Genomic DNA, 22850 nt, shown 5'->3' with positions numbered 1-22850 from the left:
GCAGACAGACAAGAGGCGGACCTCGCGGCCCGCCTCATAATTCCAACTCTTGTGAAAAGCGACGGATCAGGCCGCCTGACGCGATCCCGTCAGATAACCGATGATGGTTGCCAGACGCTCGCGCAGGTCACGCCGATGGACGACCATGTCGAGCATGCCGTGGTCCAGATAATATTCCGAGGTCTGGAAATCGTCGGGCAGCTTCTCGCGGATCGTGTTCTCGATAACGCGGCGGCCGGTAAAGGCCAGCGTCGCCTTGGGCTCGGCGATCTGCACGTCACCCAGCATCGCGTAGGCCGCCATCACGCCGCCCGAAGTCGGGTCGGTCAGCACGACGATATAAGGTAGGCCCGCATCGTGCAGCATCTGGATTGCGACCGTGGTGCGCGGCATCTGCATCAGGCTGAGAATGCCCTCCTGCATGCGCGCGCCGCCCGAAGCGGTGAAGATGACATAGGGGCAATGGTCGGCGATCGCCGCTTCCACGCCGCGCACGAACGCTTCGCCAACGGCCAGCCCCATCGAGCCACCCATGAAGGCGAAGTCCTGCACGCCGACCACGACCTTGTGGCCCAGGATGGTGCCGCGCGCATTGACCAATGCGTCCGTCTCGGCGGCATTGGTGCGGGCAGCCTTCAGCCGGTCGGCATAGCGCTTGGAGTCGCGGAACTTGAGCGGGTCTTCCGGCACCTTGGGCGCGGGCAGCTCGTTGCAGCTGCCCTCATCGAGCAGATGGCGGAAACGCACCTTGGGCCCGATGCGGTCGTGGTGATCGCATTTCGGGCAGACATTCAGATTGTCTTCCAGTTCCTTGGTGAAGACCATCTGCCCGCATCCCTTGCACTTGTGCCAGAGATTGTCGGGCGTCTCCTTCTTGACGACGAAGGGGATGACGTTGCGGACGCTGTTGAGCCAGCTCATGCGAGTTCCTTGCGGGCGTCGGCCAGCGCCGACGAGAGAGTTTCGATATAGGCGCGGACCGGCTCCGGGGCCGCCGCGCCATGTTCGCCGACCAGATCGACGATGGCCGAGCCGACGACCACGCCGTCCGCCACGCGACCGATCGCCGCCGCCTGTTCGGGGGTACGGACACCGAAGCCGACCGCGACGGGCAGAGACGTTGCTGCCTTCAGCCGCGCGACCGCATCCTCGATCGAGGCCTGCGCCGCCTGTTGCTGACCGGTGATCCCTGCGACCGAGACATAATAGAGGAAACCATCGGCACCCGTCAAAATCGTCGGCAGGCGCGCGGCGTCGCTGGTCGGGGTGGCGAGGCGGATCGAGGCAATGCCCTTTTCGCGCAGCGCGACGCCCAGTGCGTCGTCCTCTTCGGCCGGAACATCGACGCAGATCACGCCGTCGACGCCCGCTTCGGCGGCGGCCTCGGCGAACCAGTCGGGGCCACGCACCGTCATCGGATTGGCATAGCCCATCAGGACCAGCGGCACGTTTGCATGCCGCTCCCGGAACGCTTGGGCGATGGACAGCACGTCGGCGGTGCGGGTGCCTGCGCCCAGGCTGCGGATGTTGGCCTTCTGGATCGCCGGGCCGTCGGCCATCGGATCGGTGAAGGGCATGCCCAGTTCGATCACGTCCGCACCGCCCGCGACCAGCGCGTCGAGGATCGCGGCGGTGTCGCCCGACGTCGGATCACCCGCCGTCACGAAGGTGACGAGCGCGGCGCGTCCCGCCTCGGCACAGGCGGCGAAGGTGTCGGCGATGCGGCTCACATCTTCACTCCCATGGCGTCGGCGACGGTGAAGATGTCCTTGTCGCCGCGACCCGAAATATTGATCAGGATGATCTGGTCGCGGTCCATCGTCGGCGCGCGCTTCAACAGACCGGCGAGCGCATGGGCGCACTCCAGCGCGGGGATGATCCCCTCGACCCGGCAGCATAGCTGGAACGCGTCCAGCGCTTCGGTATCGGTGATGCCTTCATAGACGACACGGCCGGTGTCGTTCAGCCAGCTATGTTCGGGCCCGATGCCCGGATAGTCGAGGCCCGCCGAGATCGAATGCGCCTCGGCGATCTGGCCGTCCTCGTCCTGCAGCAGATAGGTCTTATTACCGTGCAGGATGCCAGGCTTGCCGCCGGTCAAGCTGGCGGCATGCTGCGTGGTGCTCAGGCCATGACCCGCCGCTTCGATGCCCAGCATCGCGACATCGGCGTCGTCCAGGAAGGGGTGGAACAGGCCGATCGCATTCGACCCGCCACCGACCGAGGCGATCAGCAGGTCGGGCAGACGGCCTTCGGCCTCCATGATCTGCGCCTTGGATTCGGTGCCGATCACCGACTGGAAGTCGCGAACCATCTCGGGATAGGGATGCGGGCCCGCCGCCGTGCCGATGATGTAGAAGGTGTCGTGGACATTGGCGACCCAGTCGCGCAGCGCCTCGTTCATCGCATCCTTCAGCGTCTGCGCGCCCGACGTGACCGGGCGAACCTCCGCGCCGAGCAGCTTCATGCGGAAGACGTTGGGCGCCTGGCGCTCGATATCGCGCGCGCCCATGAAGATGGTGCAGGGGATGCCGAAGCGGGCCGCCACCGTCGCGGTCGCCACGCCGTGCTGGCCCGCGCCCGTCTCGGCGATGATCCGCGTCTTGCCCATCCGCTTGGCGAGCAGGATCTGGCCGATGCAGTTGTTGATCTTGTGCGCGCCGGTGTGGTTCAGTTCTTCGCGCTTGAAATAGATTTTCGGACCCTTGCCCTCGGGGGCGCTGGCGCGCAGCGTCTCGGTCAGGCGCTCGGCATAATACATCGGGCTGGGGCGACCGACATAATGGGTCATCAGGTCGTCGAACTCGGCCTTGAATGCCGGATCGACCTGCGCCGCGCGATATTCACGCTCCAGGTCCAGGATCAACGGCATCAGTGTCTCGGCGACATAGCGGCCACCATAATCACCGAAATGGCCACGCTCGTCGGGCTGGGCGCGAAAGGAGTTGGGGGCGTTCATCATCTATTCCTTGAGCGTTGCCGGGGCGAGGCCTGCAAACGATCCTGTCACTGATTTGTCGCAACGGCTTTAAGGAAGCCTGCGATCTTGTCCATATCCTTGACGCCCGGCGCGCTTTCGACGCCCGACGACACATCGACCAGCGGCGCACCCGTGCGGCGGATCGCCTCCGCCACGTTACCGGCATCCAGTCCGCCCGACAACGCCCAGCGCAGCGGATGGCGCACGCCGTCCAACAGGCTCCAGTCGAAGCGCAGGCCCATACCGCCGGGCAAGGACGCATCGTCCGGGGTCTTGGCGTCATAGAGGATCAGGGTGGCGGCCCCCGCATAATCGCGCGCCTTATCGACGTCGCCACGCGCCTTGATCGCGACGGCGGCCCAGACCTCTCGGTCGAACTTCGCGCGGATCGCGGCGACGCGGGCGGGGGCGGTACGGTGGAGCTGGATCGCGTCCAGCGTTCCGGCGCGGACCGCTGCCTCCAGCAACTGGTCGTCGGGATCGACGAAGACGCCGACCCGCTGGACATGGTCGGGCACGCGTCCCGCCAGCCCTGCCGCCACGTCGAAGGTTAGGTGACGGGGCGAGGCCGGGAAGAAGACGAAGCCGACATGGCTCGCCCCCCCGCCCAGGGCAGCGTCGAGCGTGGCGGTCGTCGTCAGTCCGCAGATCTTGGCGGTGGTGGGCATGATCGTTTCCCGAATGGGAGGGGTCGAAAAACGTCTTAGAGCGTGGCGGCGATCGCCCGCGCGGCCGCGTCGGGGTCTTCGGCCTGGGTGATCGGGCGACCGATGACCAGGATCGAGGCACCGGCGTCCATCGCGGCGCGCGGGGTGACGACGCGCTTCTGGTCGCCGATCACGCCGTTCGCAGGGCGAACGCCGGGCACCACGAAGAAGCCCTTGGGCCATGCCTTCTTGACCGCCGCGACCTCTTCACCCGAACAGACGATGCCGTCGACACCGGACTCCGCCGCCAGGTCGGCCAGGCGGCGGACATGATCGGCGGGCGAGCCGACGACGCCCGTGTCGGACAGGTCGTTGGCGTCCAGGCTCGTCAGCATGGTGACCGCGACGACCTTGGTGCCGACGGGAGCGGCGGCCTTGGCATCCTCCAGCATCGCGCGACCACCGCTGGCATGGACCGTCAGGATGGCGGGGGCCAGCGGCCCCAGCGACTGGACCGCCTTGGCGACCGTGTTGGGAATGTCGTGCAGTTTCAGGTCGAGGAATATCGGCAGGCCGATATGCGCCATCTCCCGCACGCCGCCAGCACCGTGCGCGCAGAAGAATTCCAGCCCCAGCTTCAGGCCACCGACATGGTGGCGGACCTTTTGCGCCAGCGCCTGGGCGCGGGCGAGGTCGGGCGTGTCGATGGCGACATAGATGCGGTTGCTCATGGGAAAATCAGACCATCGGCTCGGTGGTGGGGGTGGTGGGTACGGGCGCGACATAGGCGCTCGTCTCGGCCGAAACGGCGGCGAGCGAACGCTCCGCCGCGCTCAGCCGCTGACGCAGCCGCCAGCGTGCCGCATGCTGCCAGATCAGCGTCGGCACCAGGCCCAGCAAGAAGGTCAGGAACAGCAGCAGCGGCAGGTTCACGTCCGCCACCAACCCGCCGACCAGCCGGATCGGCACGGTCGTCCAGTTCCCGATCGTGAAGGCTGCGGCCAGAAAGGCCAGCAGGCACCAGAACAGCATTTTCAGGAACTGCATGCGCTTCTCCGCGTAACCCGGTCCGCCGCCCCCTGAAGAGACGGGCGGACGTCGCCATGGGCTGGCGGTCTAGCCGCGTTGTTCGGGCATGACCAGCCTTCAGCCGATCTCGCGGCGAAGCGAGGCGATCAGCGGCGCGACGGCGGTCAGCCGCTCTTTCTCCTCGTCTAAGATGGCAAGGAAAGCGCGCCGCTTGAACGCGGCGACCGCACCAGGCTTCAATCGGATGGTCGAGGGTAGGGTCGAAATGGCGATGTCGATCATCCGCTCCGCGCCGTGCAGACGACCCCAGAGATAGTCGTTCTCGCGGTAGCTGCGGCTGAAGAACGCGCCGAAGGTCAGGAACTGGATGCCCTTCAGGGTCGCCTCCGCCCCGCCCGAACGGATCGCGGTCGCGTCGTCGGGCGCGATGCGGTCGACCTTGATCGGATCGAACTCGTCCAGCCCTTCGCCCTGCAACAGCGGCAAGGTCGCCACGTCGAAATAGGGAAACCCCAGATAGGTCAGCAGCAAGGTCCGCCGGGCGGAGCGTGGCAGTCCGGCAAAGGCGGCGGCCAGCCGGGCATCGGTTTCCCCGTCCAGCCGGATCAGGTCGAGCCGCGCCTCCAACTGGTCGAGCAGCGGCCCGCCATCATCGCGGGCGTGGCGAATGTCGTGAGCCATGTCGGCATGGGCCGCGCCCTGCTGCCGCTCCAGAAATTCGGCCAGCATTTCGTAGATGGCGTCGCGCACGGGGGCCAGCTCGGCTTCGCTATGATCGGCCTCCAGCGCGGTCAGCCGACGGGCGAGCAGGCGGAGGCGACGAATGCGATAGCCGAGGTCGAAGGCGCGGAGGAAGTTACGCGCGCCGTTGCTGGAGCCGCCTTTGAAGTGAATCGCCTCTGCGCCGACATAGCGCTCCGTGATGGTCCGCTCGATCATCGCGCGCAGGCGGCCGCGCCGCTGCGGCCCTTCGTCCCCGATCGCCTCGGCAAAGATCGTCGCCATGGCGTCGATGACGTTGGCGAGCTTCAAATGGCCGTAGGCGGCGTAGCTGAACCCGGCCTTTGCCGCCGATGCGGCCTGGGCGCGCACCCGCCACGAGGCCAGCCGTGCGGCGGTCGGCCGGTCCAGGAAGAACGTGCCGCCGAACAGCTGCTCGATCTCGGCCTCCACATCCTCGCGGATAGCGGCGACGATCGCCTGCATCCGGTCGATCCGGCCCGAGCGCGCGGCGATCGCCTCCAGATTGTCGCGGATCGGCTGCTGCCGGGGCAGCTCGCTGATTGCGCCGATGATGGTCTGGAAGAAGCCGGGATGGCCGCCGCCGCCGGGCAGGCGGAAATGCATCCCCGGAAAGGGATCGATATAGACGAAGCGCCGATCGACCTGCCGCCGTGCCGGGCGGCGGCCGAGCGCGTCGATGGCGGGACGGAAGGGCGCGTTGACTAGCACCGAACCGTCGATCAGCACCGCCTTGTCGGCGGCGCCCGCCGCATGGTGACGGGGGAGGACGCGGCGCAGAAACTCGTCGCGGCTGTCCCATTGCTGGTCCCGGCTTTCCAGTACGCGGTCGAGCTCGGCCACGGTGAAGGGCGGGAAGGCACCGGGAAAGCTCGACGTGGCGCGCGCGGCGAAGACCAGTTCGGGGATCGCCGCCAGCTGGCCGCCGCCGCTGTCGGTGAAGTCGACGACCATGCGATGCTCGGTCTCGACCACTTCGCCCGGCGAATGGAGCTTCAGCCGCTGGGGCTGGCCGGTGAAGTCGGTGACGGTGACGAACAGGTCCAGCGGCTGGCCGGGCGGCAACAGGCGCTTGCCCGCCGGGGCCGCCGCCATCCGGTCGAACGCCTCCAGCAGCTTGCCCGTAAAGGCATCCGCGTCGAACGGCGGCTCGAACCAGCGCGAGCGGACGAGATGGCCGAGCTTGTAGCGCACCTCGTCGCGGGTATCGTCGTCCAGCGCCTCGATCTTGTCGCCGCTGCGCCCCGCCGCCATCCACGCGATGGGCAGGGCCCACATCTTGGAAAAGCGAGAGGTCGGCGCGGCCTCGGGCGCGATCAGCGACTCGATGTCGCCCGCCTCCAGCCACAGGTCGGTCAGCGGATCGAGCGACTGGCCGGTCGACAGAGCCTGCCCCAGGAAAATGCCGTTGATCCCGCCCGCACTTGCGCCCGCGATGATGTCGGCGAGCACGCGAACCCGAACGCCGCCCCGCTCGGCCATCTCGTCCAGCAGGTCCTGATAGACGGCATCGACGGCGGACGCCGGCGGATCGCCCTCATGCGAGGCGCGGCTGGCGCGGACGATCCGCCAGATTTCCTTGGTGATGCCGTGCATGTAGACGGCCAGGCTGATGCCGCCATAGCAGACCAGCGCCAGCCGCAGTTCCTTTTCGCGCATCAGCGAGGTGCCAAAGTCGCCCAGATGGGCAGATGGTCGGAGGCCTTGCGCGACATCGGCGTCGCATGGACCCCGCAGGCGGCGATGTGGAGGTCGGGCGTCACCATGATCCGGTCGAGCCGCCCGATGGGACGCCTGGCATGGAAACTGGGGCCGGTGTCCGCCATGATGAACTCCCGCGTAAAATCCCGAAGGCACCCGGCGGTGCGGGTCCATTCGTTCAGGTCACCCATCATGACGGTGGGACAGGGTTCGACGCAACTCGCCAGATGCGACAGGATCGCCGCCGCCTGTCTCCTGCGCCAGAGGCCGGACAGGTCGAGGTGCATGCCGACCACCCGAATGACGCCGCTTTTGGTCCGCAAATCCGCCATTACCGCCCCTCGCGGCTCGAGCGAGGGCAGGTGGATCGCCTCGAAATCCAGGATCTGCACGGTCTTGCGGACCAGGATCGTATTACCATGCCAGCCCATCGACCGGGCCTTCATACCATAGACGATCGGCTTCCAGTCGCTGTGATCATCCAGCAGGTGAAGCGGGATCACCCCTTCGCGCTCGCCGAAGCGGCGGTCGGCCTCCTGTAGGGCTATAACGTCAGCATCCACCTCGCGCAGCACGTCCAGGATACGGTCGGGATTGCGCCTGCGGTCGGCGCCGATCCCCTTTCGGATATTGTAGCTCGCGACCTTGATCATTCCGCCACTGTAACGCAGCGCGGTGGTTTTGGTGCCAATTTCGATGGCGTGGACGGAAGGGAAATGGTGCCGGATGAGGGGATCGAACCCCCGACCTTCGGTTTACAAAACCGCTGCACTACCGCTGTGCTAATCCGGCGTTGCGGTCCCCCTAGCGTCAAGAGACACCGAAGGTCCAGCCCTCCGTTTGGGCGACCTCCGTCGTCAGCCCTGCCGGATGCCACAAATCCGGTCGCGCCGCGACGGTCCGCAGCCAAGCGGAGGTTAGGATCGCGTCGGTGCTGTGATCGTCATAGCTGGGCAGCGGCCGATGCGGTTCGCTGCCCAGCCGGGTCAGTGCCTCGTCCAGCGCTTCGGCGCTCCGCATCTTGCTGCGCCCACGCGGGCGTCCGGCATCGCGCGCGGCAATGGAGGTATAGATTTCGACGACCAGCGCCCCCTTCGCCGGAACCGGATCGAAGGGCCAGATTGCGACATGCCCGTCCAGTCGTCGTAACAGTCGCATTCCGGCAAAACTGGCCTTCGCCACCTGGGACGCGCCGATCGCGTCATAGACGGTCGAGGGCTTCTTCCCCCCGTCCGCGGCAATCTCGCACGCGCGCCAGTGGAGGAAGTCGGCTTTACGGCCATCCGCCGCCCCGAAATAGAAATGCGTACCCCGCCGCGCCTCCAGGAAGCTGCGCGCGCCCAAGTCGGGGTCGTCGCTGCTCTCATCGACATAGGCCCAGAGCGCCCGGGCATCGGGCGTCGGCCGATCACCGGGCAGATGCGCGCCGCGCGCAACGAAGGGCGCCGAAAAGCTGAAGTCGAAGCCGATCAGCAGAGGCTCATCAGCACGCGCCAATATCCAGTCCGCCACGCCCTGGCGCGACCAGGCCCGGCCCGGCGGCGGCACCAGCTCAGGTGCGGCATGTCCCGCCCCGCAATGCGCCGTGCGAATGCCCGGATGCGCCGTCCCGTGTGCCCCCGACCAGTCGATCGCGACGAACCCGTCGAACCGCTCAGCCATCTTCATCCCGCAAGGCGCGCCGCCGCTCGTCCCACCAAGCCATGCGTTCGGCGATCCGTTTTTCCAGACCGCGGCCAGAGGGAGTGTAGAACTCCTGCGGCGGCAGCTCGTCGGGCCAGTAGTTGGCGCCCGAGAAACCGCCCTCGGCATCATGGTCGTACTGATAGTTCGCGCCGTAACCGATCTGCTTCATCAGCTTCGTCGGCGCGTTCAGGATATTGGCGGGCGGCATTAAAGAGCCCGTCTCCTTGGCGGTGCGCCAGGCCTGTTTCTGCGCCTTGTATGCGGCATTCGATTTGGGCGCGGTCGCCAGATAGAGACAGGCCTGCGCGATCGCCAACTCCCCCTCGGGCGAACCCAGAAAGTCATAGGCGTCCTTGGCCGCAAGGCACTGGGCCAGCGCCTGAGGGTCGGCGAGCCCGATATCCTCGACGGCGGCGCGGGTCAGGCGGCGCAGCACGTACAGCGGCTCCTCGCCCGCCGTCAGCATCCGCGCGAGATAATAAAGGGCGGCCTGCGGGTCCGATCCGCGGATCGACTTATGCAGCGCCGAGATCAGGTTGTAATGCCCCTCCCGGTCCTTGTCATAGACCGCAACCCGACGTTGCAGGAATGCGGACAGCCCGGCGGGGTCGAGCGGCTCGGGCAAGTCGACCGCGAACAGCGTCTCCGCCTGGTTGAGCAGGAACCGCCCGTCACCATCCGCACTGGCGATCAGCGCGTCGCGCGCCGCCGGATCGAGGGGCAGGGGACGGCCCATCTCCACCTCGGCCCGCTCCAGCAGCTGGTCGAGCGCCGCCTGGCCGAGGCGGTGAAGGATCAGCACCTGCGCACGGCTGAGCAAGGCGGCGTTGAGCTCGAAGGAGGGGTTCTCCGTCGTCGCCCCGACCAGGGTGACGGTGCCGTCCTCGACATAGGGCAGGAAACCATCCTGCTGGGCGCGGTTGAAGCGGTGGATCTCGTCCACGAACAACAGGGTGCGCTGGCCCAGACGGGCATGGTCGCGCGCCTCGGCAAAGACCTTCTTCAGATCGGCGACGCCGGAAAAGACGGCGGAGATCGCGGCGTAGCGCAGGCCCACCTCGGCGGCGAGCAGGCGGGCGATCGTGGTCTTGCCGGTGCCGGGCGGCCCCCAGAGGATCATCGACGACAGCCGACCGGCGGCAACCATCCGCCCGATCGCGCCGCCCGATCCGGTCAGGTGATCCTGCCCCACGACCTCCGCCAGCTGCATCGGGCGCAGCCGGTCGGCCAGCGGCGCGTCCGGTGACAGGGCAGGAGTGGCGGGGGCGGGGTCCATGCCCGCGAACAGATCGGCCATGTCCGCCATGTAGGGCACGAGCGGCGTCACGTCATCCTCTCACCCAAAGATATATCTTGGACCATCTTGACTCCGACTGCTCACGATATATCTTGGAACTATCAAGAAAGGAGTTGCATCATGCGACATCATCATCACCATCATGCCGAGGGGATGGATCGCGGCCATCGGCGGGGCCATTGGTCGTTCGGGCCGTTCGAGGTAAAATGGGACATCGAACGCGAAATGGGCGGCGGTCGCGGCCGGGGCGGGCGCCGTGGACGGATGTTCGACGGCAGCGAGTTGCGGCTGGTTCTGCTCAAGCTGATCGCCGAAGAGCCGCGCCACGGCTATGACCTGATCCGTGAGATCGAAACCATGACCGGCGGTGCCTATGCGCCCAGCCCCGGCGTCATCTATCCCACCCTCACCCTGCTCGACGAGATGGGCTTCATCGAGGAACAGCGGTCGGAGGGCGCCAAGAAGCGCTTCGCCGCGACCGAAACCGGACGCAGCCATCTCGAGGACAATGCAGAGCAGGTCGAGGCGCTGATCGCCCGCCTGAAAGCCTTGGGCGAGCACCGCGAACGCACCGACTCCGCGCCCGTCCGGCGTGCGATGATCGGGCTGAAGATCGCGCTGGGCGAACGCTTCGGTCGGGGCGATGCCTCGCAGGATATGGCCCACGAGGTCGCCGCGCTGATCGACGAACTGGCCCAGAAGGTGGAGCGGATGAAATGAGCGCGTCCGTCGCCCGCGTGCCGACGCTTTCGGCCAGCCGCTACCTCCAGCAGCTCGCCAAGCATTGGAGCCACAAGATGGAGGTCGTCTTCACCCCCAAGGAAGGGACGATCACCTTCCCCAATGGATCGAAACTGGAGATGCGCGCGAGCTCCGACACGCTCGACGTCATCCTCACCGTGCCGGAGGACGGCGACGTCGCACGAATGCGCGAGGTCGTGTCCAGCCATCTGGACCGCTTCGCCTTTCGCGAGGCACCGCTGACCTTCGACTGGCGCGAAGGCTAGGCGTCAGGCGCGATCGGCGAACAGCGCGCGGTACGCATCGAGCACCGCGTCGTTGACCTTGTCCCACCGGTAATCGGCGACGCGGGCCTGGCCTGCTTCGCTGAACCGGTGGCGCAAGGGCGCGTCGGTCGCGATCCGCTCCAGCGCGTCGGCATAACCCATGATGTCGCGCGCCTCGACCAGATAGCCGGTCTCGCCGTCCGCCACGAGGTCCATCGCGCCGGTTGCGTTGGCCGCGACGACGGGCACGCCCGCTGCCATCGCTTCGGTCGTCACGTTGCCGAACGTCTCGGTGACGCTGGGATTGAAGAAGATGTCCATCGACGCGACCGCGCGGCCCAGATCGTCGCCGGTCTGATAGCCTGCGAAGATCGCATCGGGCGTGGCCTTGGCGAACCAGCCTTCCGCCGGGCCCTTGCCCACGACCAGCACTTTGTGCGGCACGCCACGTCGCCGCAACTCGGCGAGCGCCTCGGCAAAGACGTCCAGCCCCTTTTCCTTGACCAGGCGTCCCAGGAACCCGATCGCCACCTCATGATCGGCGATGCCGAGCGAGCGCCGCCATTCCAGGCTGCGACGCGAGGGCTGGAACCGGTCATGATCGATGCCGCGCGACCAGATGCTCATCGGCGGCGTCACGCCCCAGCCGCGCAGCAGCGCAATCATGCTGGGGCTGGGTGCGACGATCCGGTCGAACTTGTTGTAGAAGCGAGTGAGCAGGCGGATGATCGCCTTTTCGAGAAAGCCCAGGCCATAATAGGCCGGATAGGTCTCGAACCGGGTATGCACCGACGCCAGCGACGCGACACCCTTCTCCCGGGCCCAGCGCACCGCCGCATGGCCGAGAAATTCGGGGGCCGAGACATGGACGATGTTGGGCGCGAAAGCCTCCAGATCGGCGCGCACCTTGGCGGGCAGTCCACGCGCCAGCTTGTAATCAGCGCGGAAGGGCAACGGGATGGCCGGCACGTCGACCAGATCGCCGACCGGCGGAAAGGCCGGGGTCGAGGATGTCGGCGAATAGACGCGCACGGCGACGCCCCGATCGAGCAGATGGCCGACGAGCAGGTTGAGCGTCTGGTTCGCACCGTCGCGCGTATAATTATAGTTGCCGCTGAACAGGGCGACACGAAACTGGTCTGGGGTCATGGAATCCGCCCCATAGACGGGTGACGACGCAAAGACCACTCCCGCCCCGGCGCATCAATTTCGTTCCATTTTCGTTCCGCCGCCGCTAGAGGTGGCACCATGGCCAAAGTTCAGAAGCGCTATGTCTGCCAATCCTGCGGATCGGTGTCGTCCCGCTGGCAGGGGCAATGCCCCGATTGCTCCGAATGGAACACCATGCTGGAGGAAGCGCCGGTCCAGCTAACCCCCTTCGCCGCCAAGCATAATCTGCAGGGCGGGGGCCGCGCGATCCAGCTGGTCGGGCTGGACGCCGACATTCCGCTACCCGACCGGATGGCGACCGGCATCGCGGAACTGGACCGCGCGCTCGGCGGCGGGTTCGTCGAGGGTTCGGCCACGCTGATCGGCGGCGATCCAGGGATCGGCAAGTCGACTCTGCTGCTCCAAGCCGCCGCCAAGCTAGCCCTGGCGGGCAAACCCGTCGCCTATGTCTCGGGCGAAGAAGCCGCCGACCAGGTGCGTCTGCGCGCGCGGCGGCTGGGCCTCGGGCAAGCGCCGGTCCGGTTGGCGGCCGCGACGTCGGTCCGCGACATCCTGACCACCCTGTCGATCGGTACGCCGCCAGCACTGCTGATCATCGACTCGATCCAGACGATGCACTCCGACCTGATCGAGGGGGCTCCCGGCACGGTCAGCCAGGTCCGCGCGTCGGGCCAGGAATTGATCCGCTTCGCCAAGGAACGTGGCACCGCCGTCGTGCTGGTCGGCCATGTCACCAAGGATGGTTCGATCGCGGGGCCGCGCGTGCTGGAGCATATGGTCGACACCGTGCTCGCCTTTGAGGGCGAACGGAGCCATCAGTATCGCATTTTGCGCGCGATCAAGAACCGCTTCGGCGGAACCGACGAGATCGGTGTGTTCGCGATGCAGACCGAGGGCCTGACCGAGGTCGGCAATCCCTCGTCACTCTTCCTCACCAATCGGGACGAGGGGGTTACGGGAGCGACGGTGTTCCCGGCGCTGGAGGGGACGCGGCCGGTGTTGGTCGAAATCCAGGCGCTGACGGTCCGGCTGGCCTCGGGTGCCACGCCCCGGCGTGCGGTCGTAGGCTGGGACACGGGGCGGCTCGCGATGATTCTGGCCGTGCTGGAGGCGCGGTGCGGGCTGAGCTTTTCGTCGGCGGAAGTCTATCTCAATATCGCGGGTGGTTACAGAGTGCAGGACCCGGCGGCCGACCTTGCGGTCGCCGCCGCGCTCATCTCGGCGCTGTCGGAGCGGCCGGTTCCGTCGGACGCGATCGTATTTGGCGAGATCGCACTGTCGGGCGAAATCCGATCGGTCGCACACGGCGCACTGCGTCTGAAGGAAGCGGGCAAGCTGGGCTTCGAGAAGGCCATGGTGCCGCGCGCGATGACGTCCGAAGAAAGCAGTTTGCGGATGACCGGTTTCCGAACCCTGGCCGAGTTCGTTGACCATATGTTGGGTCGGGGGTAGCGAGGGGCTGAGATCGCCACGTCCGCCCGCGCCATGCCGGGCGGCACGGTGACAGGATGGGGCTGAAACATTGGACCGGACGCATTGACAGCGCTTGATATTCTCGTCCTGATCGCCGTGTTCGGCGCCGCCATCCAGGGTTTCCTGCGCGGGTTCGTGACCGAAGTCCTCGCGCTGTTTGCCTGGGTCGCGATCGTCGCGGCACTGAAACTGTTTCATATTCCGCTTGCCCAGGCGCTGACCGGCGTGGTCGGCACCGTGTCGGGATCGGCCGTCCTGGCCTTTGCGCTGATCGTCGGCGTGACCTATCTGGGCGGACGGCTAGTCGCCCGCGCGATCGGCAGCCGGGCGCGGACCTCGATCCTGGGGCCGGTCGATCGGGCGCTCGGGTTCGGTTTCGGCGCGCTCAAGGGGTTGATCCTCGCCAGCCTCGTCTTTCTGGTCGTGGCCCTTCTGGTCGATACGGTCAGCGGTGGCCCGGCCCGCCGCCCCGAATGGATGGTCAAGAGCCGCACCTATAAGCTTCTCAACGCCACGAGCGCCGGGATCGCCGACTTCGTCGATCGCCGCCGTCGCGGCCTGCCGGTCTTCGGCGCCCCCACACCGGCCACCGACGCCGCCACCAACAGCGAGACGCCGTCATGACCGCGCCCCTCTACAATGCCGAGATATTGCGGCTGACCACGGCCATTCCGCACGACCAGCGGTTGACCGATCCGATGGCGAGCGTGGAAAAGCGCTCGCCCATCTGCGGTAGCCGGGTGACGGTGGACATCGATCTGGACGAGGACGGCCGCGTCAGCCAGGTCGGAATGCTCGTCCGTGCCTGCGCGCTGGGGCAGGCGTCCGCCGCGCTGCTCTCTGCGCATATCGTCGGGCGCAGCGTGAGCGAACTGGCCGAGGCGCGCGATGCGCTAACCGGATGGCTGGAGGCAGAGCAGGGAGATGCCCCCGACTGGCCGGGCCTGGAGGTTTTCTCGCCCGCGCTGACCTACACCGCACGCCACCCCTCGATCCGCCTGGCCTTCGAGGCAGCCGCTGAGGCCGCCGAGCAGGCATCCGGCGCGATGGTTCGCTGATGCACAGCGAAGTCTCCCTGCTGCGCGATGGCGCGATCCTGCTGGGTTTCGGTCTGGCGTTCGTGTTGGTCTTCCGACGGCTAGGGCTGGGTGCCACGCTGGGTTATCTGGTCGCGGGCGCGGTGGTCGGCCCGCATGTCCTGGGCCTGGTCGGCGATGCCGAGTCGAAGTTGGGCATTGCCGAGATCGGCATCACCCTGCTGCTGTTCATCGTCGGGCTGGAGTTGAACCCAGCCCGACTGTGGCGAATGAAGCATGAAATTTTCGGGCTGGGCCTGATCCAGGTCGCGGCCTGTGGCCTGGCCATCACCGGCATCGTCCTCCTGGCGCATTTCTCGCTGGAGGCCGCGCTGGCGCTGGGCCTGCCACTGGCGTTGTCGTCTACCGCGCAGGTTCTGCCGATGCTCCAATCCTCGGGGCGGATGCGTACGCCCTTTGGAGAGCGCGCCTTCTCGATCCTGCTGTTCCAGGACCTGTCCATCGTCCCGCTGATCACCATCGTGGCGGCCATGTCGCGCAATCCGGCGGACCATACCGGCCCGCCGGGATGGATATTGGCGCTGGAGACCATCGGCGCGATCATCGGCCTGATCGTGGCCGGACGCTTTTTGCTGCGCCCCTTGTTCCGCCTGATAGGCAATATGGGCGAGCGCGAGATGTTCGTCTTCGCCGGACTGTTCACGGTCATCGCCAGCGCGGCAGTGATGGAACTGCTCGGCCTGTCGACGGCGCTCGGCGCATTCATCGCGGGCGTCATGCTCGCCGACAGCCCATACCGGCATGAACTGGAGGCGGATGTCGAGCCGTTCCGCTCGATCCTGCTTGGTCTGTTCTTCCTGGCGGTCGGCATGATGCTGAACCTGCCCGCCATTGCCGAGCGGCCGCTCTTCGTTGCGGTGATGGCATTGGCGCTGATCGCGACCAAGACGCTGGTCATCATGCTGATCGGCCTGGCGTTCAAGATGAACTGGCGTTCCGCCTTCGCGCTCGGCCTGCTGATGAGCCAGGGCGGCGAGTTCGGCTTCGTTCTGTTCGCCCAGGCCCAGGCGGGTTATCTGATCGCGCCCGAAGCGGCGAGCCTGTTCGGCGCGATCATCACCGTGTCGATGGCGACGACGCCGTTTCTGATGGCCGCCACAAGACGTATCCGTGAGGAGCCGGTCATCACCCGCGGCGGCCAACGCGAGGGGCCGATGACCGATGGTGCCAACGCATTGATCGTCGGCTATGGCCGTTTCGGCCAGACGGTCGCGCAGATGCTGATCGCCAGCGACGTGCCCGTCACGCTGATCGACCGCGATATCGAGATGATCGACATCGCCGCGTCCTTCGGGGCCAAGGTCTATTATGGCGACGGCACCCGGCTCGACCTGTTGCGACAGGCGGGCGCGGCCGAGGCGGAGTTGATCCTGTTCTGCTTGGACGAGGACCAGATCACGCTGGAATTTCTGGACAGCGTCCACGCGGCCTTCCCCAATGCCGCGCTGTTCGTCCGTGCCTATGACCGCCGCGCCGTTCTGCGCCTGAAGGGCGGGCCGGCGCGATATGTCGTCCGCGAGGTTCTCGAGTCGGCGGTGAAGATGGCCCGGCTGGCCCTGGGCAGTCTTGAGGTCGACAAGGCCGAAATCGACCGCGTCGAAACGATGTACCGAGCGCGCGACAAGGAGCGACTGGCCGCCCAGGCCGCAGCCGGGAACCTGCACGCGGCGAGTGACCGGATCATCACGCAGGACGAGCGAAAGGGCTGAACCATGGGATGGGTGGCGATCTTGGCCGCGTTGTCGGGTGCGATGGCGATCGCCGCCGGGGCGTTCGGCGCGCACCGCGCGGAAGGCGCGGCGGTCGAATGGCTGCGTACGGGCGGGCACTATCAGCTGATCCATGCGGTCGCCGCGCTGGTCGCGCTTCGGATGGAGGCGCGCGGCGTCGCCTGGGCCTTCGTCATCGGGGCAGCGATCTTTGCGGGTACGCTTTACGCCATGGCCTTTGGCGCGCCGCGCTGGCTGGGGGCGATCACGCCGATCGGGGGCACGATCCTGATCGGCGGCTGGCTGTGGCTGGCCTGGAGCCTTCGCGGCTAAGCCGGGCTTCACCTGCGCGAGGGGATGTTCTAGGGACCGGCCATGGCCGATCCATTCTATATCACCACCGCCATCCACTATCCCAATGGCCGCCCGCATATCGGTCATGCCTATGAGATGGTGGCGGCCGACGTCATCGCCCGGTTCCAGCGTCAGGCGGGCCGCGATGTCCTGTTCCAGACGGGCACCGACGAGCATGGGCTGAAGATGGCCCAGGCAGCGCGCGCGCGGGAAATCCCGACACGCGAATTCGCCGACGAAATGTCCAGCCATTTCCATGTGATGGCGGACCGTCTTGAGATTTCCTACGACCGGTTCATCCGCACCGTCGACGCCGATCACTATGCCGCCAGCCAGGCGATCTGGAAGGCGATGCAGGACAAGGGCGATCTGTACCTAGACCGCTATGAGGGCTGGTACTCGGTCCGCGACGAAGCCTTTTACGACGAGGGCGAACTGACGACCGCCGAGGACGGCACGAAGCTGTCACCGCAGGGCACGCCGGTGGAATGGACCGCCGAGGAGACATGGTTCTTCCGCCTGTCCAAATATCAGCAGCCGCTGCTCGACCTGTACCGCGACAATCCTGACTTCATCCGCCCGGAAAGCCGCCGCAACGAGGTGATGCGTTTCGTCGAGGGCGGGCTGTCCGATCTGTCGGTGTCGCGGACCAGCTTCGACTGGGGCGTGCCGGTGCCGGACAGCCCCGGCCATGTCATGTATGTCTGGGTGGATGCGCTGACCAATTACCTGACCGGCACCGGCTATCCGAACAAGGACAGCGATCTGGCGCGCTTCTGGCCCGCCAATCTGCACTTGATCGGCAAGGACATCGTGCGGTTCCACACCGTCTATTGGCCCGCCTTCCTGATGTCGGCGGACCTGCGGTTGCCGCAATCGGTATTCGGGCACGGCTTCCTGCTCCACCGGGGTGAGAAGATGTCCAAGTCGGTCGGCAATGTCGTCGACCCGATGGGCCTGGCCGATGCGTTCGGCGTCGACGCGCTGCGCTATTTCTTCCTGCGCGAGGTCAGCTTCGGTCAGGACGGCTCCTATTCGGCCGAGGCGATCGTCACCCGCGTTAACGCCGAATTGGCCAACAGCTTCGGCAATCTGGCGCAGCGTACCCTGTCGTTCATCGCCAAGAATCTGGGTGGCGCACTCCCCGAAGTGGGGCGGAGCGACCCGGCCGACGCCATGCTGCTGGAGGAGGTCGTCGTGGCGTGCGCGGGCCTGAAGACAGCGTTCGGCGATCTGGCGCTCAGTCAGGGGATCGAGGCGTGGATGCGCGGCGTCTATGCCTGCAACCAATATATCGATGTGCAGGCACCCTGGTCGCTGCGCAAGACCGATCCCGAGCGGATGCACGCTGTGCTCGGCACGCTCGTCCGCGCGATCCGGATGCTTGCCATCGCGATCCTGCCGGTCACGCCGCGCGGGGCAGGGCTCGTCCTCGACACGCTGGGGGTCGAGGAGCGGGATCACGCCGCGATCGACGATGATGGCTGGTACGCCCGCCGCACGGCGAACGGCACGCCGCTGGCCCCGCCGACTCCGGCTTTTCCGCGCCTGGAAATCCCCGCCGAGGCCGACGCCTGATGCTCGCCGACAGCCATTGTCATCTGAATTACAAGGGCTTGATCGAGGATCAGGCTGGCATGCTCTCGCGGGCGCGGGATCGGGGTGTGACGGCGATGCTCAACATTTCCACGCGCGAAAGCGAATGGGATGCGGTCATCGCCACCGCCGAGCGTGAGCCGGATGTCTGGGCCACAGTCGGCATTCACCCGCATGAGGCGGATGCTCATCCCCATATCGACACCGCCAAGCTGGTCGAACGCGCCCGCCACCCGCGCGTCGTCGGTATCGGGGAGAGTGGCCTCGACTATTATTACGATCACAGCGACCGCTTGCGGCAGCAGACGAGCTTTCGCGCGCATATCGCCGCATGTCGCGAGACCGGCCTGCCGCTGGTCGTCCACACTCGGGATGCCGAAGAGGATACCGCCGCGATCCTGGCCGAGGAAATGGGGAAGGGAGCCTATCCGGGCGTCATCCATTGCTTCACCGCCAGTGGAGCATTTGCCGATAAGGCCTTGGCATTAGGCTTTTATATATCCATTTCGGGTATCGTGACCTTCAAGAGCGCTAAGGATTTGCAGGACACCGCCGCGCGCCTGCCGCTCGATCGCCTGCTAGTCGAGACCGATGCTCCGTTCCTGGCGCCCGTGCCCCATCGCGGCAAGACGGGGGAGCCATCCTTCGTTGCCGATACGGCCAAGTTCCTGGCCGAGCTGCGCGGCGAGACGGTCGAGCAGTTGACCGCCGCTACCGCCGAAAATTTCCACCGACTGTTCGCGAAGACGCGCGCGTGAAAATCCGCATCCTCGGTTGTGGTACGTCGTCCGGCGTTCCCCGGATCGGCAATGATTGGGGGGAATGCGACCCGTCTGAGCCGCGCAACCGGCGGATGCGTATGTCGGCGCTGGTCGAGCATGAGGCGACCCGTATCCTGATCGATACCAGCCCGGATATGCGTGAACAGCTGCTGGCGGCCGAGGTCGGCATGGTGGACGCGATCATCTGGACCCACGATCACGCCGATCATTGCCATGGCATCGACGATGTGCGGCAAATCTTTCATGCCCTGGGCCAGCCGGTGTCGGGCTATGCGCGCCCCGCGACGGCCGCGTCGCTGGAAAGCCGCTTCGGCTATGTGTTTCGTGGAAAGACCGGCTATCCGCCGACCGCGACCATGGCGAAGCTGGAAGACGACATGACGATCGGCGGCGTCCGGGTGCGTACCCTGGATCAGCCGCATGGCCGCATCCTGTCGGCAGGCTTTCGGTTTGAATGCGATGGCAAGAGTATCGGCTATGCCACGGATTTTCATGATCTTACGGCCGATATGGCCGATCTGTATCGCGATCTCGATATCTGGATCGTCGATGCGCTGCGCCGCCATCCGCATCCGGCCCATGCCGACCTGCCATCCGTGCTGCAATGGGTGGAGATGCTGAAGCCGCGCCGCACTGTGCTGATCCACATGGACCAGTCGATGGATTATGCCACGCTCTGCCGCGAACTGCCCGAAGGAGTCGAGCCCGCTTATGACGGGATGGAACTGATCCCGTGAACACCGACCGGGCCATGGACATCGTCTTTTATGGCCTGATCCTGATCTTGCCGCTCAGCGCCTTGCTGGCCCGGCGCATTCCCATCGGCCAGACGATGCGCATGGCTTTGATCTGGATCGGGATATTCGGTGCCATGTTCCTGGTCGTCGCCCAGCGTGATCGTTTCAAAGACTGGTGGCCGAGCTCCACAGTGTCGACAGGCACCGCGCGGATACCGATAGGCCCGGACGGCCATTACTGGGCCAATGTCCGCATCAACGGCATCGAGCGGCGGATGATGATCGACAGTGGCGCGACCAGGACGGCGTTATCGGTGGCTACGGCGCGCGCAGCGGGCATAGACGTGAAGGAAAGTCCATTCGGCAGCCTGATCGACACGGCCAACGGACCGGTGACGGCGGACCATGCTACAGTTGCGAAGCTTGGTATCGGATCGATCGTTCTGAACGATGTCGGTGCGGATGTATCACCGGCATTTGGCGATCAGGACATCATCGGCATGAACGTGTTGAGCCGTCTGCGTAGCTGGCGGGTCGAGCAGGGTGTCCTGACCCTGAACCCGCCAGACTGACTTTGTTTTACATAATATATATTATCGAATGCGAGGAGTGTAACCGCTATGTAGACGCAACGTACAAATGTCACCTGTCTGCAAGTTAGAGATGTCACAGCCGACGTCAACGCGGCCGACGGATGGCATGTCGCCCGCACGGTTGAGGGCGCGCGCTGATGACGGTGGTTGCGATGAGCCAGAGCGAACTGACGCGGTTTGATGTCCTGCAGCGGGTCGACCGTGGCGAGTTGCGCATCAGCGATGCGGCAGCATCGCTGAGCCTCTGCCCACGGCAGATCTACCGGCTGCTGGATCGCCTCAGAACCAATGGCGCGGCCGGCCTCGTATCTCGCAAGCGCGGGCGAGCGAGCAACAGGCGTTTCAGTGAGGCCTTCCGCGACCAGGTCATTGGTATCGTGCGCGAGCGCTATGCGGACTTCGGTCCGACGCTGGCGTGCGAGTACCTGGCTGAGCAGCATGGGATCACGCTGTCGCGCGAGACGCTGCGGCAGATGCTCATGGCAGCCGGCGTATGGAAGGCCAAGGTCGCGAAGCGCGCCCGCCTCCACCAGTCGCGCTACCGGCGCGAGTGCCGCGGCGAGTTGGTCCAGGTCGACGGTTCGGACCATGACTGGTTCGAGGGCCGCGGCCCGCGCTGTACGCTGCTGGTCTATATTGACGACGCGACCAGCGAGCTCATGCATCTCGAAATGGCTGAGAGCGAGAGCGCCTTTTCCTACATGCGCGCAACCCGCAGCTACCTCGAGCGGCACGGCAAGCCGGTGGCCTTCTATTCGGACAAGCACAGCGTCTTCCGGAACAACAACGCGACAGCCGACAGCGACGGCATGACGCACCTCGGCCGTGCGCTGGACAAGCTTGGCGTCGAGATCATCTGCGCCAACTCGCCGCAGGCCAAGGGTCGGGTGGAGCGCGCCAATGGCACGCTGCAGGACCGGCTGGTCAAGGCGATGCGACTGGCTGGCATCTCGTCCATCGACGAAGCCAATGCCTTTCTCCCCTCCTATGTCGCCAGGCACAATGCGCGGTTTGCCTGCGCGCCAGCGGATCCGCACGACGTGCACCGCCCGCTGGCCGCGCACGAGAACGTCGAGGCGGAGATGGTGTGGCGCGAGGAGCGGACCGTCACCGCCTCTTTGGCGTTGCACTTCAACAAGGCCATGTTCATTCTCGAGCCGACGCCCCTTACCCGCTCGCTCGCGCGCAAGCGCGTCCACGTCTGCGAGTACCCGGACGGTCGCATCGAGATCCGCCACGGCGAGCGCGTGCTGCCCTACCGTGTGTTCGACAAGATGCGGCAGGTGAATCAGGCCGCCATCGTCGACAACAAGCAACTGGGCGCCGCACTGGCGATGGCGCAGGCCATCCAGGTGGCTGCCCCGCATCATCCCAAGCGCAATAACAACGAACCCGCACGCAGCTCAGGGTCTGTCGGGGTGTTCGCAGCACCCTCTTCCACCGCGGGCAAGATTGACCGACGCCGGCTTTGCACGCCGAAGCTCAAGCGCGGTCCCCGCCTGTCAAACGAGGAGCTTATAGCGCGCGGCCTCGGAGAATATGCTCGGTGAGCTGGCGCCTGCAGGGCCTCTTAGATGACGCTCAACCCGCTTAGACCGAACCGACTGTTTTCGGGCGGAAAAGCTGCCTGACGGCTAGCGCCCACAAGCGGCTGTTCAGAGCCACATGCGCTATTCCCAAAACCGACGCTTCCGCGCTGAGCAACCTATCCATCTTTATCGCGCGAGGCGCGGCGTTTCGCGATGAGTTCCTGGCTTTTCTCTCTAGCCTTTTGGGAACGTTCAAGAACAGCTTTCAGGTGTGAGCGATCAATGATGAACTGCGTCGGTTGTGACGGTTTGGCTTCTCGGTCCACAGCGGCTCTCCTATCGAGCGGGAGCGCGAAGTGTCTCTCAGCCGCCAGCGCCCGAAAAACCGACCGGCGATTCCATTCTAACCTATGTCAACGGTAAGTGTTCCGGATCGGCTGATTTCCACCGAGGTTAGATCAGCGCGATCAGCCGATATCCGCTAACGCCAACAAAGCTCCAAGAGCCGCCGTTCCGCTCTCCACCCACCATCAGACATTCGACCGGCGTGACCGGGCCCACTGCTGGCGCAGCGGGTCCGGGTGAAAGATCCGATAGCTCACCGCCTCAGCGGGGGCAGCGCTGCGCTGTTTGGATGGCTCCACGCTGCCCCCGCTGCCACGAGCGAGTGTCATTTCTATCTGGCGGAGATTGTGTCTTTTCTAACTGGCGGCAACAAGGAG

General features: G+C 65.9%; 23 protein-coding genes and 1 tRNA gene. 12 read left to right on the top strand and 12 right to left on the bottom strand.

Translation table 11 applies throughout. The features are described 5' to 3' along the window. Positions 1–66: 66 nt before the first annotated feature. The 11 genes from accD to SSA01S_RS04240 all read right to left on the bottom strand — a co-directional run bounded on the left by accD (position 67) and on the right by SSA01S_RS04240 (position 10081). Positions 67–921 (bottom strand): acetyl-CoA carboxylase, carboxyltransferase subunit beta, encoded by an 855-nt coding sequence (gene accD / locus SSA01S_RS04290; protein WP_061779378.1) that lies wholly within the window; start codon positions 919–921, stop codon positions 67–69. Continuing rightward, positions 918–1730 carry a tryptophan synthase subunit alpha gene (gene trpA / locus SSA01S_RS04285; protein ID WP_061779377.1) on the bottom strand — a complete coding sequence of 271 codons (813 nt, stop codon included), beginning with the start codon at positions 1728–1730 and terminating at the stop codon, positions 918–920. Before trpA ends, accD begins: the two co-directional genes overlap by 4 nt. Further along, positions 1727–2959, bottom strand: coding sequence for a tryptophan synthase subunit beta (trpB, locus tag SSA01S_RS04280; RefSeq protein WP_061779449.1), 1233 nt, complete (start codon positions 2957–2959; stop codon positions 1727–1729). The genes trpA and trpB overlap by 4 nt, the downstream gene beginning before the upstream one ends. A gap of 47 nt (positions 2960–3006) precedes the next feature. Continuing rightward, a complete protein-coding gene (locus SSA01S_RS04275; RefSeq protein WP_061779376.1) occupies positions 3007–3648 on the bottom strand; it encodes a phosphoribosylanthranilate isomerase in 642 nt (213 codons plus the stop codon). 35 nt (positions 3649–3683) lie between these two features. Then, complete coding sequence (gene pyrF, locus SSA01S_RS04270) at positions 3684–4358, bottom strand: orotidine-5'-phosphate decarboxylase (protein ID WP_061779375.1); 675 nt, start codon at positions 4356–4358, stop codon at positions 3684–3686. A 7-nt stretch (positions 4359–4365) separates the two neighbouring features. Then, positions 4366–4674 carry a lipopolysaccharide assembly protein LapA domain-containing protein gene (locus tag SSA01S_RS04265; RefSeq protein WP_061779374.1) on the bottom strand — a complete coding sequence of 103 codons (309 nt, stop codon included), beginning with the start codon at positions 4672–4674 and terminating at the stop codon, positions 4366–4368. 99 nt (positions 4675–4773) lie between these two features. Next, complete coding sequence (locus SSA01S_RS04260; protein ID WP_061779373.1) at positions 4774–7056, bottom strand: patatin-like protein; 2283 nt, start codon at positions 7054–7056, stop codon at positions 4774–4776. Next, a complete protein-coding gene (locus tag SSA01S_RS04255; RefSeq protein ID WP_061779372.1) occupies positions 7056–7751 on the bottom strand; it encodes an endonuclease/exonuclease/phosphatase family protein in 696 nt (231 codons plus the stop codon). Before SSA01S_RS04255 ends, SSA01S_RS04260 begins: the two co-directional genes overlap by 1 nt. Before the next feature lie 64 nt (positions 7752–7815). Continuing rightward, a tRNA-Thr gene (locus SSA01S_RS04250) sits at positions 7816–7890 on the bottom strand. An 18-nt stretch (positions 7891–7908) separates the two neighbouring features. Continuing rightward, entirely contained in the window at positions 7909–8760 is an 852-nt protein-coding gene (locus tag SSA01S_RS04245) for a hypothetical protein (protein WP_061779447.1), read from the bottom strand. After that, positions 8753–10081, bottom strand: coding sequence for a replication-associated recombination protein A (locus SSA01S_RS04240; RefSeq protein WP_061779448.1), 1329 nt, complete (start codon positions 10079–10081; stop codon positions 8753–8755). The genes SSA01S_RS04245 and SSA01S_RS04240 overlap by 8 nt, the downstream gene beginning before the upstream one ends. A 120-nt stretch (positions 10082–10201) precedes the next feature. Here SSA01S_RS04240 and SSA01S_RS04235 point away from each other — a divergent pair, with 120 nt between their 5' ends. Both SSA01S_RS04235 and SSA01S_RS04230 read left to right on the top strand, forming a co-directional pair. Then, the gene (locus SSA01S_RS04235) at positions 10202–10801 is read left to right on the top strand and encodes a PadR family transcriptional regulator (RefSeq protein WP_061779371.1); all 600 of its coding nucleotides are present in this window, start codon (positions 10202–10204) and stop codon (positions 10799–10801) included. Then, on the top strand, positions 10798–11088 hold the full coding sequence (locus SSA01S_RS04230; protein WP_061779370.1) for a DUF2218 domain-containing protein: 291 nt from the start codon (positions 10798–10800) through the stop codon (positions 11086–11088). Before SSA01S_RS04235 ends, SSA01S_RS04230 begins: the two co-directional genes overlap by 4 nt. A gap of 3 nt (positions 11089–11091) precedes the next feature. On the opposite strand, the gene SSA01S_RS04225 is transcribed toward SSA01S_RS04230, so the two are convergent. Beyond that, positions 11092–12237, bottom strand: a complete 1146-nt coding sequence (locus SSA01S_RS04225; RefSeq protein WP_061779369.1) for a glycosyltransferase family 4 protein — start codon at positions 12235–12237, stop codon at positions 11092–11094. Between the two features lie 99 nt (positions 12238–12336). Here SSA01S_RS04225 and radA point away from each other — a divergent pair, with 99 nt between their 5' ends. The 10 genes from radA (at position 12337) to SSA01S_RS04175 (ending at position 22149) form a co-directional block, all read left to right on the top strand. Beyond that, entirely contained in the window at positions 12337–13710 is a 1374-nt protein-coding gene (gene radA / locus SSA01S_RS04220; RefSeq protein ID WP_058715964.1) for a DNA repair protein RadA, read from the top strand. Positions 13711–13794: 84 nt separating this feature from the next. After that, on the top strand, positions 13795–14355 hold the full coding sequence (locus SSA01S_RS04215; protein WP_058750959.1) for a CvpA family protein: 561 nt from the start codon (positions 13795–13797) through the stop codon (positions 14353–14355). Further along, entirely contained in the window at positions 14352–14789 is a 438-nt protein-coding gene (locus SSA01S_RS04210; protein ID WP_061779368.1) for an iron-sulfur cluster assembly scaffold protein, read from the top strand. The genes SSA01S_RS04215 and SSA01S_RS04210 overlap by 4 nt, the downstream gene beginning before the upstream one ends. Then, positions 14789–16537, top strand: a complete 1749-nt coding sequence (locus tag SSA01S_RS04205) for a cation:proton antiporter domain-containing protein (protein WP_061779367.1) — start codon at positions 14789–14791, stop codon at positions 16535–16537. The genes SSA01S_RS04210 and SSA01S_RS04205 overlap by 1 nt, the downstream gene beginning before the upstream one ends. 3 nt (positions 16538–16540) lie before the next feature. Then, a complete protein-coding gene (locus SSA01S_RS04200; protein ID WP_058715960.1) occupies positions 16541–16870 on the top strand; it encodes a DUF423 domain-containing protein in 330 nt (109 codons plus the stop codon). Between the two features lie 42 nt (positions 16871–16912). Beyond that, complete coding sequence (gene metG, locus SSA01S_RS04195) at positions 16913–18469, top strand: methionine--tRNA ligase (protein ID WP_061779366.1); 1557 nt, start codon at positions 16913–16915, stop codon at positions 18467–18469. Then, positions 18469–19245: a TatD family hydrolase gene (locus SSA01S_RS04190; RefSeq protein WP_061779365.1), complete on the top strand. Its 777-nt coding sequence runs from the start codon at positions 18469–18471 to the stop codon at positions 19243–19245. The genes metG and SSA01S_RS04190 overlap by 1 nt, the downstream gene beginning before the upstream one ends. After that, positions 19242–20006 carry an MBL fold metallo-hydrolase gene (locus tag SSA01S_RS04185; RefSeq protein WP_061779364.1) on the top strand — a complete coding sequence of 255 codons (765 nt, stop codon included), beginning with the start codon at positions 19242–19244 and terminating at the stop codon, positions 20004–20006. Before SSA01S_RS04190 ends, SSA01S_RS04185 begins: the two co-directional genes overlap by 4 nt. Then, entirely contained in the window at positions 20003–20578 is a 576-nt protein-coding gene (locus tag SSA01S_RS04180) for a retropepsin-like aspartic protease family protein (protein WP_061779363.1), read from the top strand. Before SSA01S_RS04185 ends, SSA01S_RS04180 begins: the two co-directional genes overlap by 4 nt. A gap of 158 nt (positions 20579–20736) precedes the next feature. Further along, positions 20737–22149 carry an ISNCY family transposase gene (locus SSA01S_RS04175; RefSeq protein WP_061779362.1) on the top strand — a complete coding sequence of 471 codons (1413 nt, stop codon included), beginning with the start codon at positions 20737–20739 and terminating at the stop codon, positions 22147–22149. Positions 22150–22850: the final 701 nt, after the last annotated feature.

Origin of the sequence: Sphingomonas sanguinis NBRC 13937 (genome assembly GCF_001591005.1) — a bacterium.
Classification (GTDB): Bacteria; Pseudomonadota; Alphaproteobacteria; order Sphingomonadales; family Sphingomonadaceae; genus Sphingomonas; species Sphingomonas sanguinis.
This window is presented reverse-complemented; position numbering and strand designations above follow the sequence as displayed.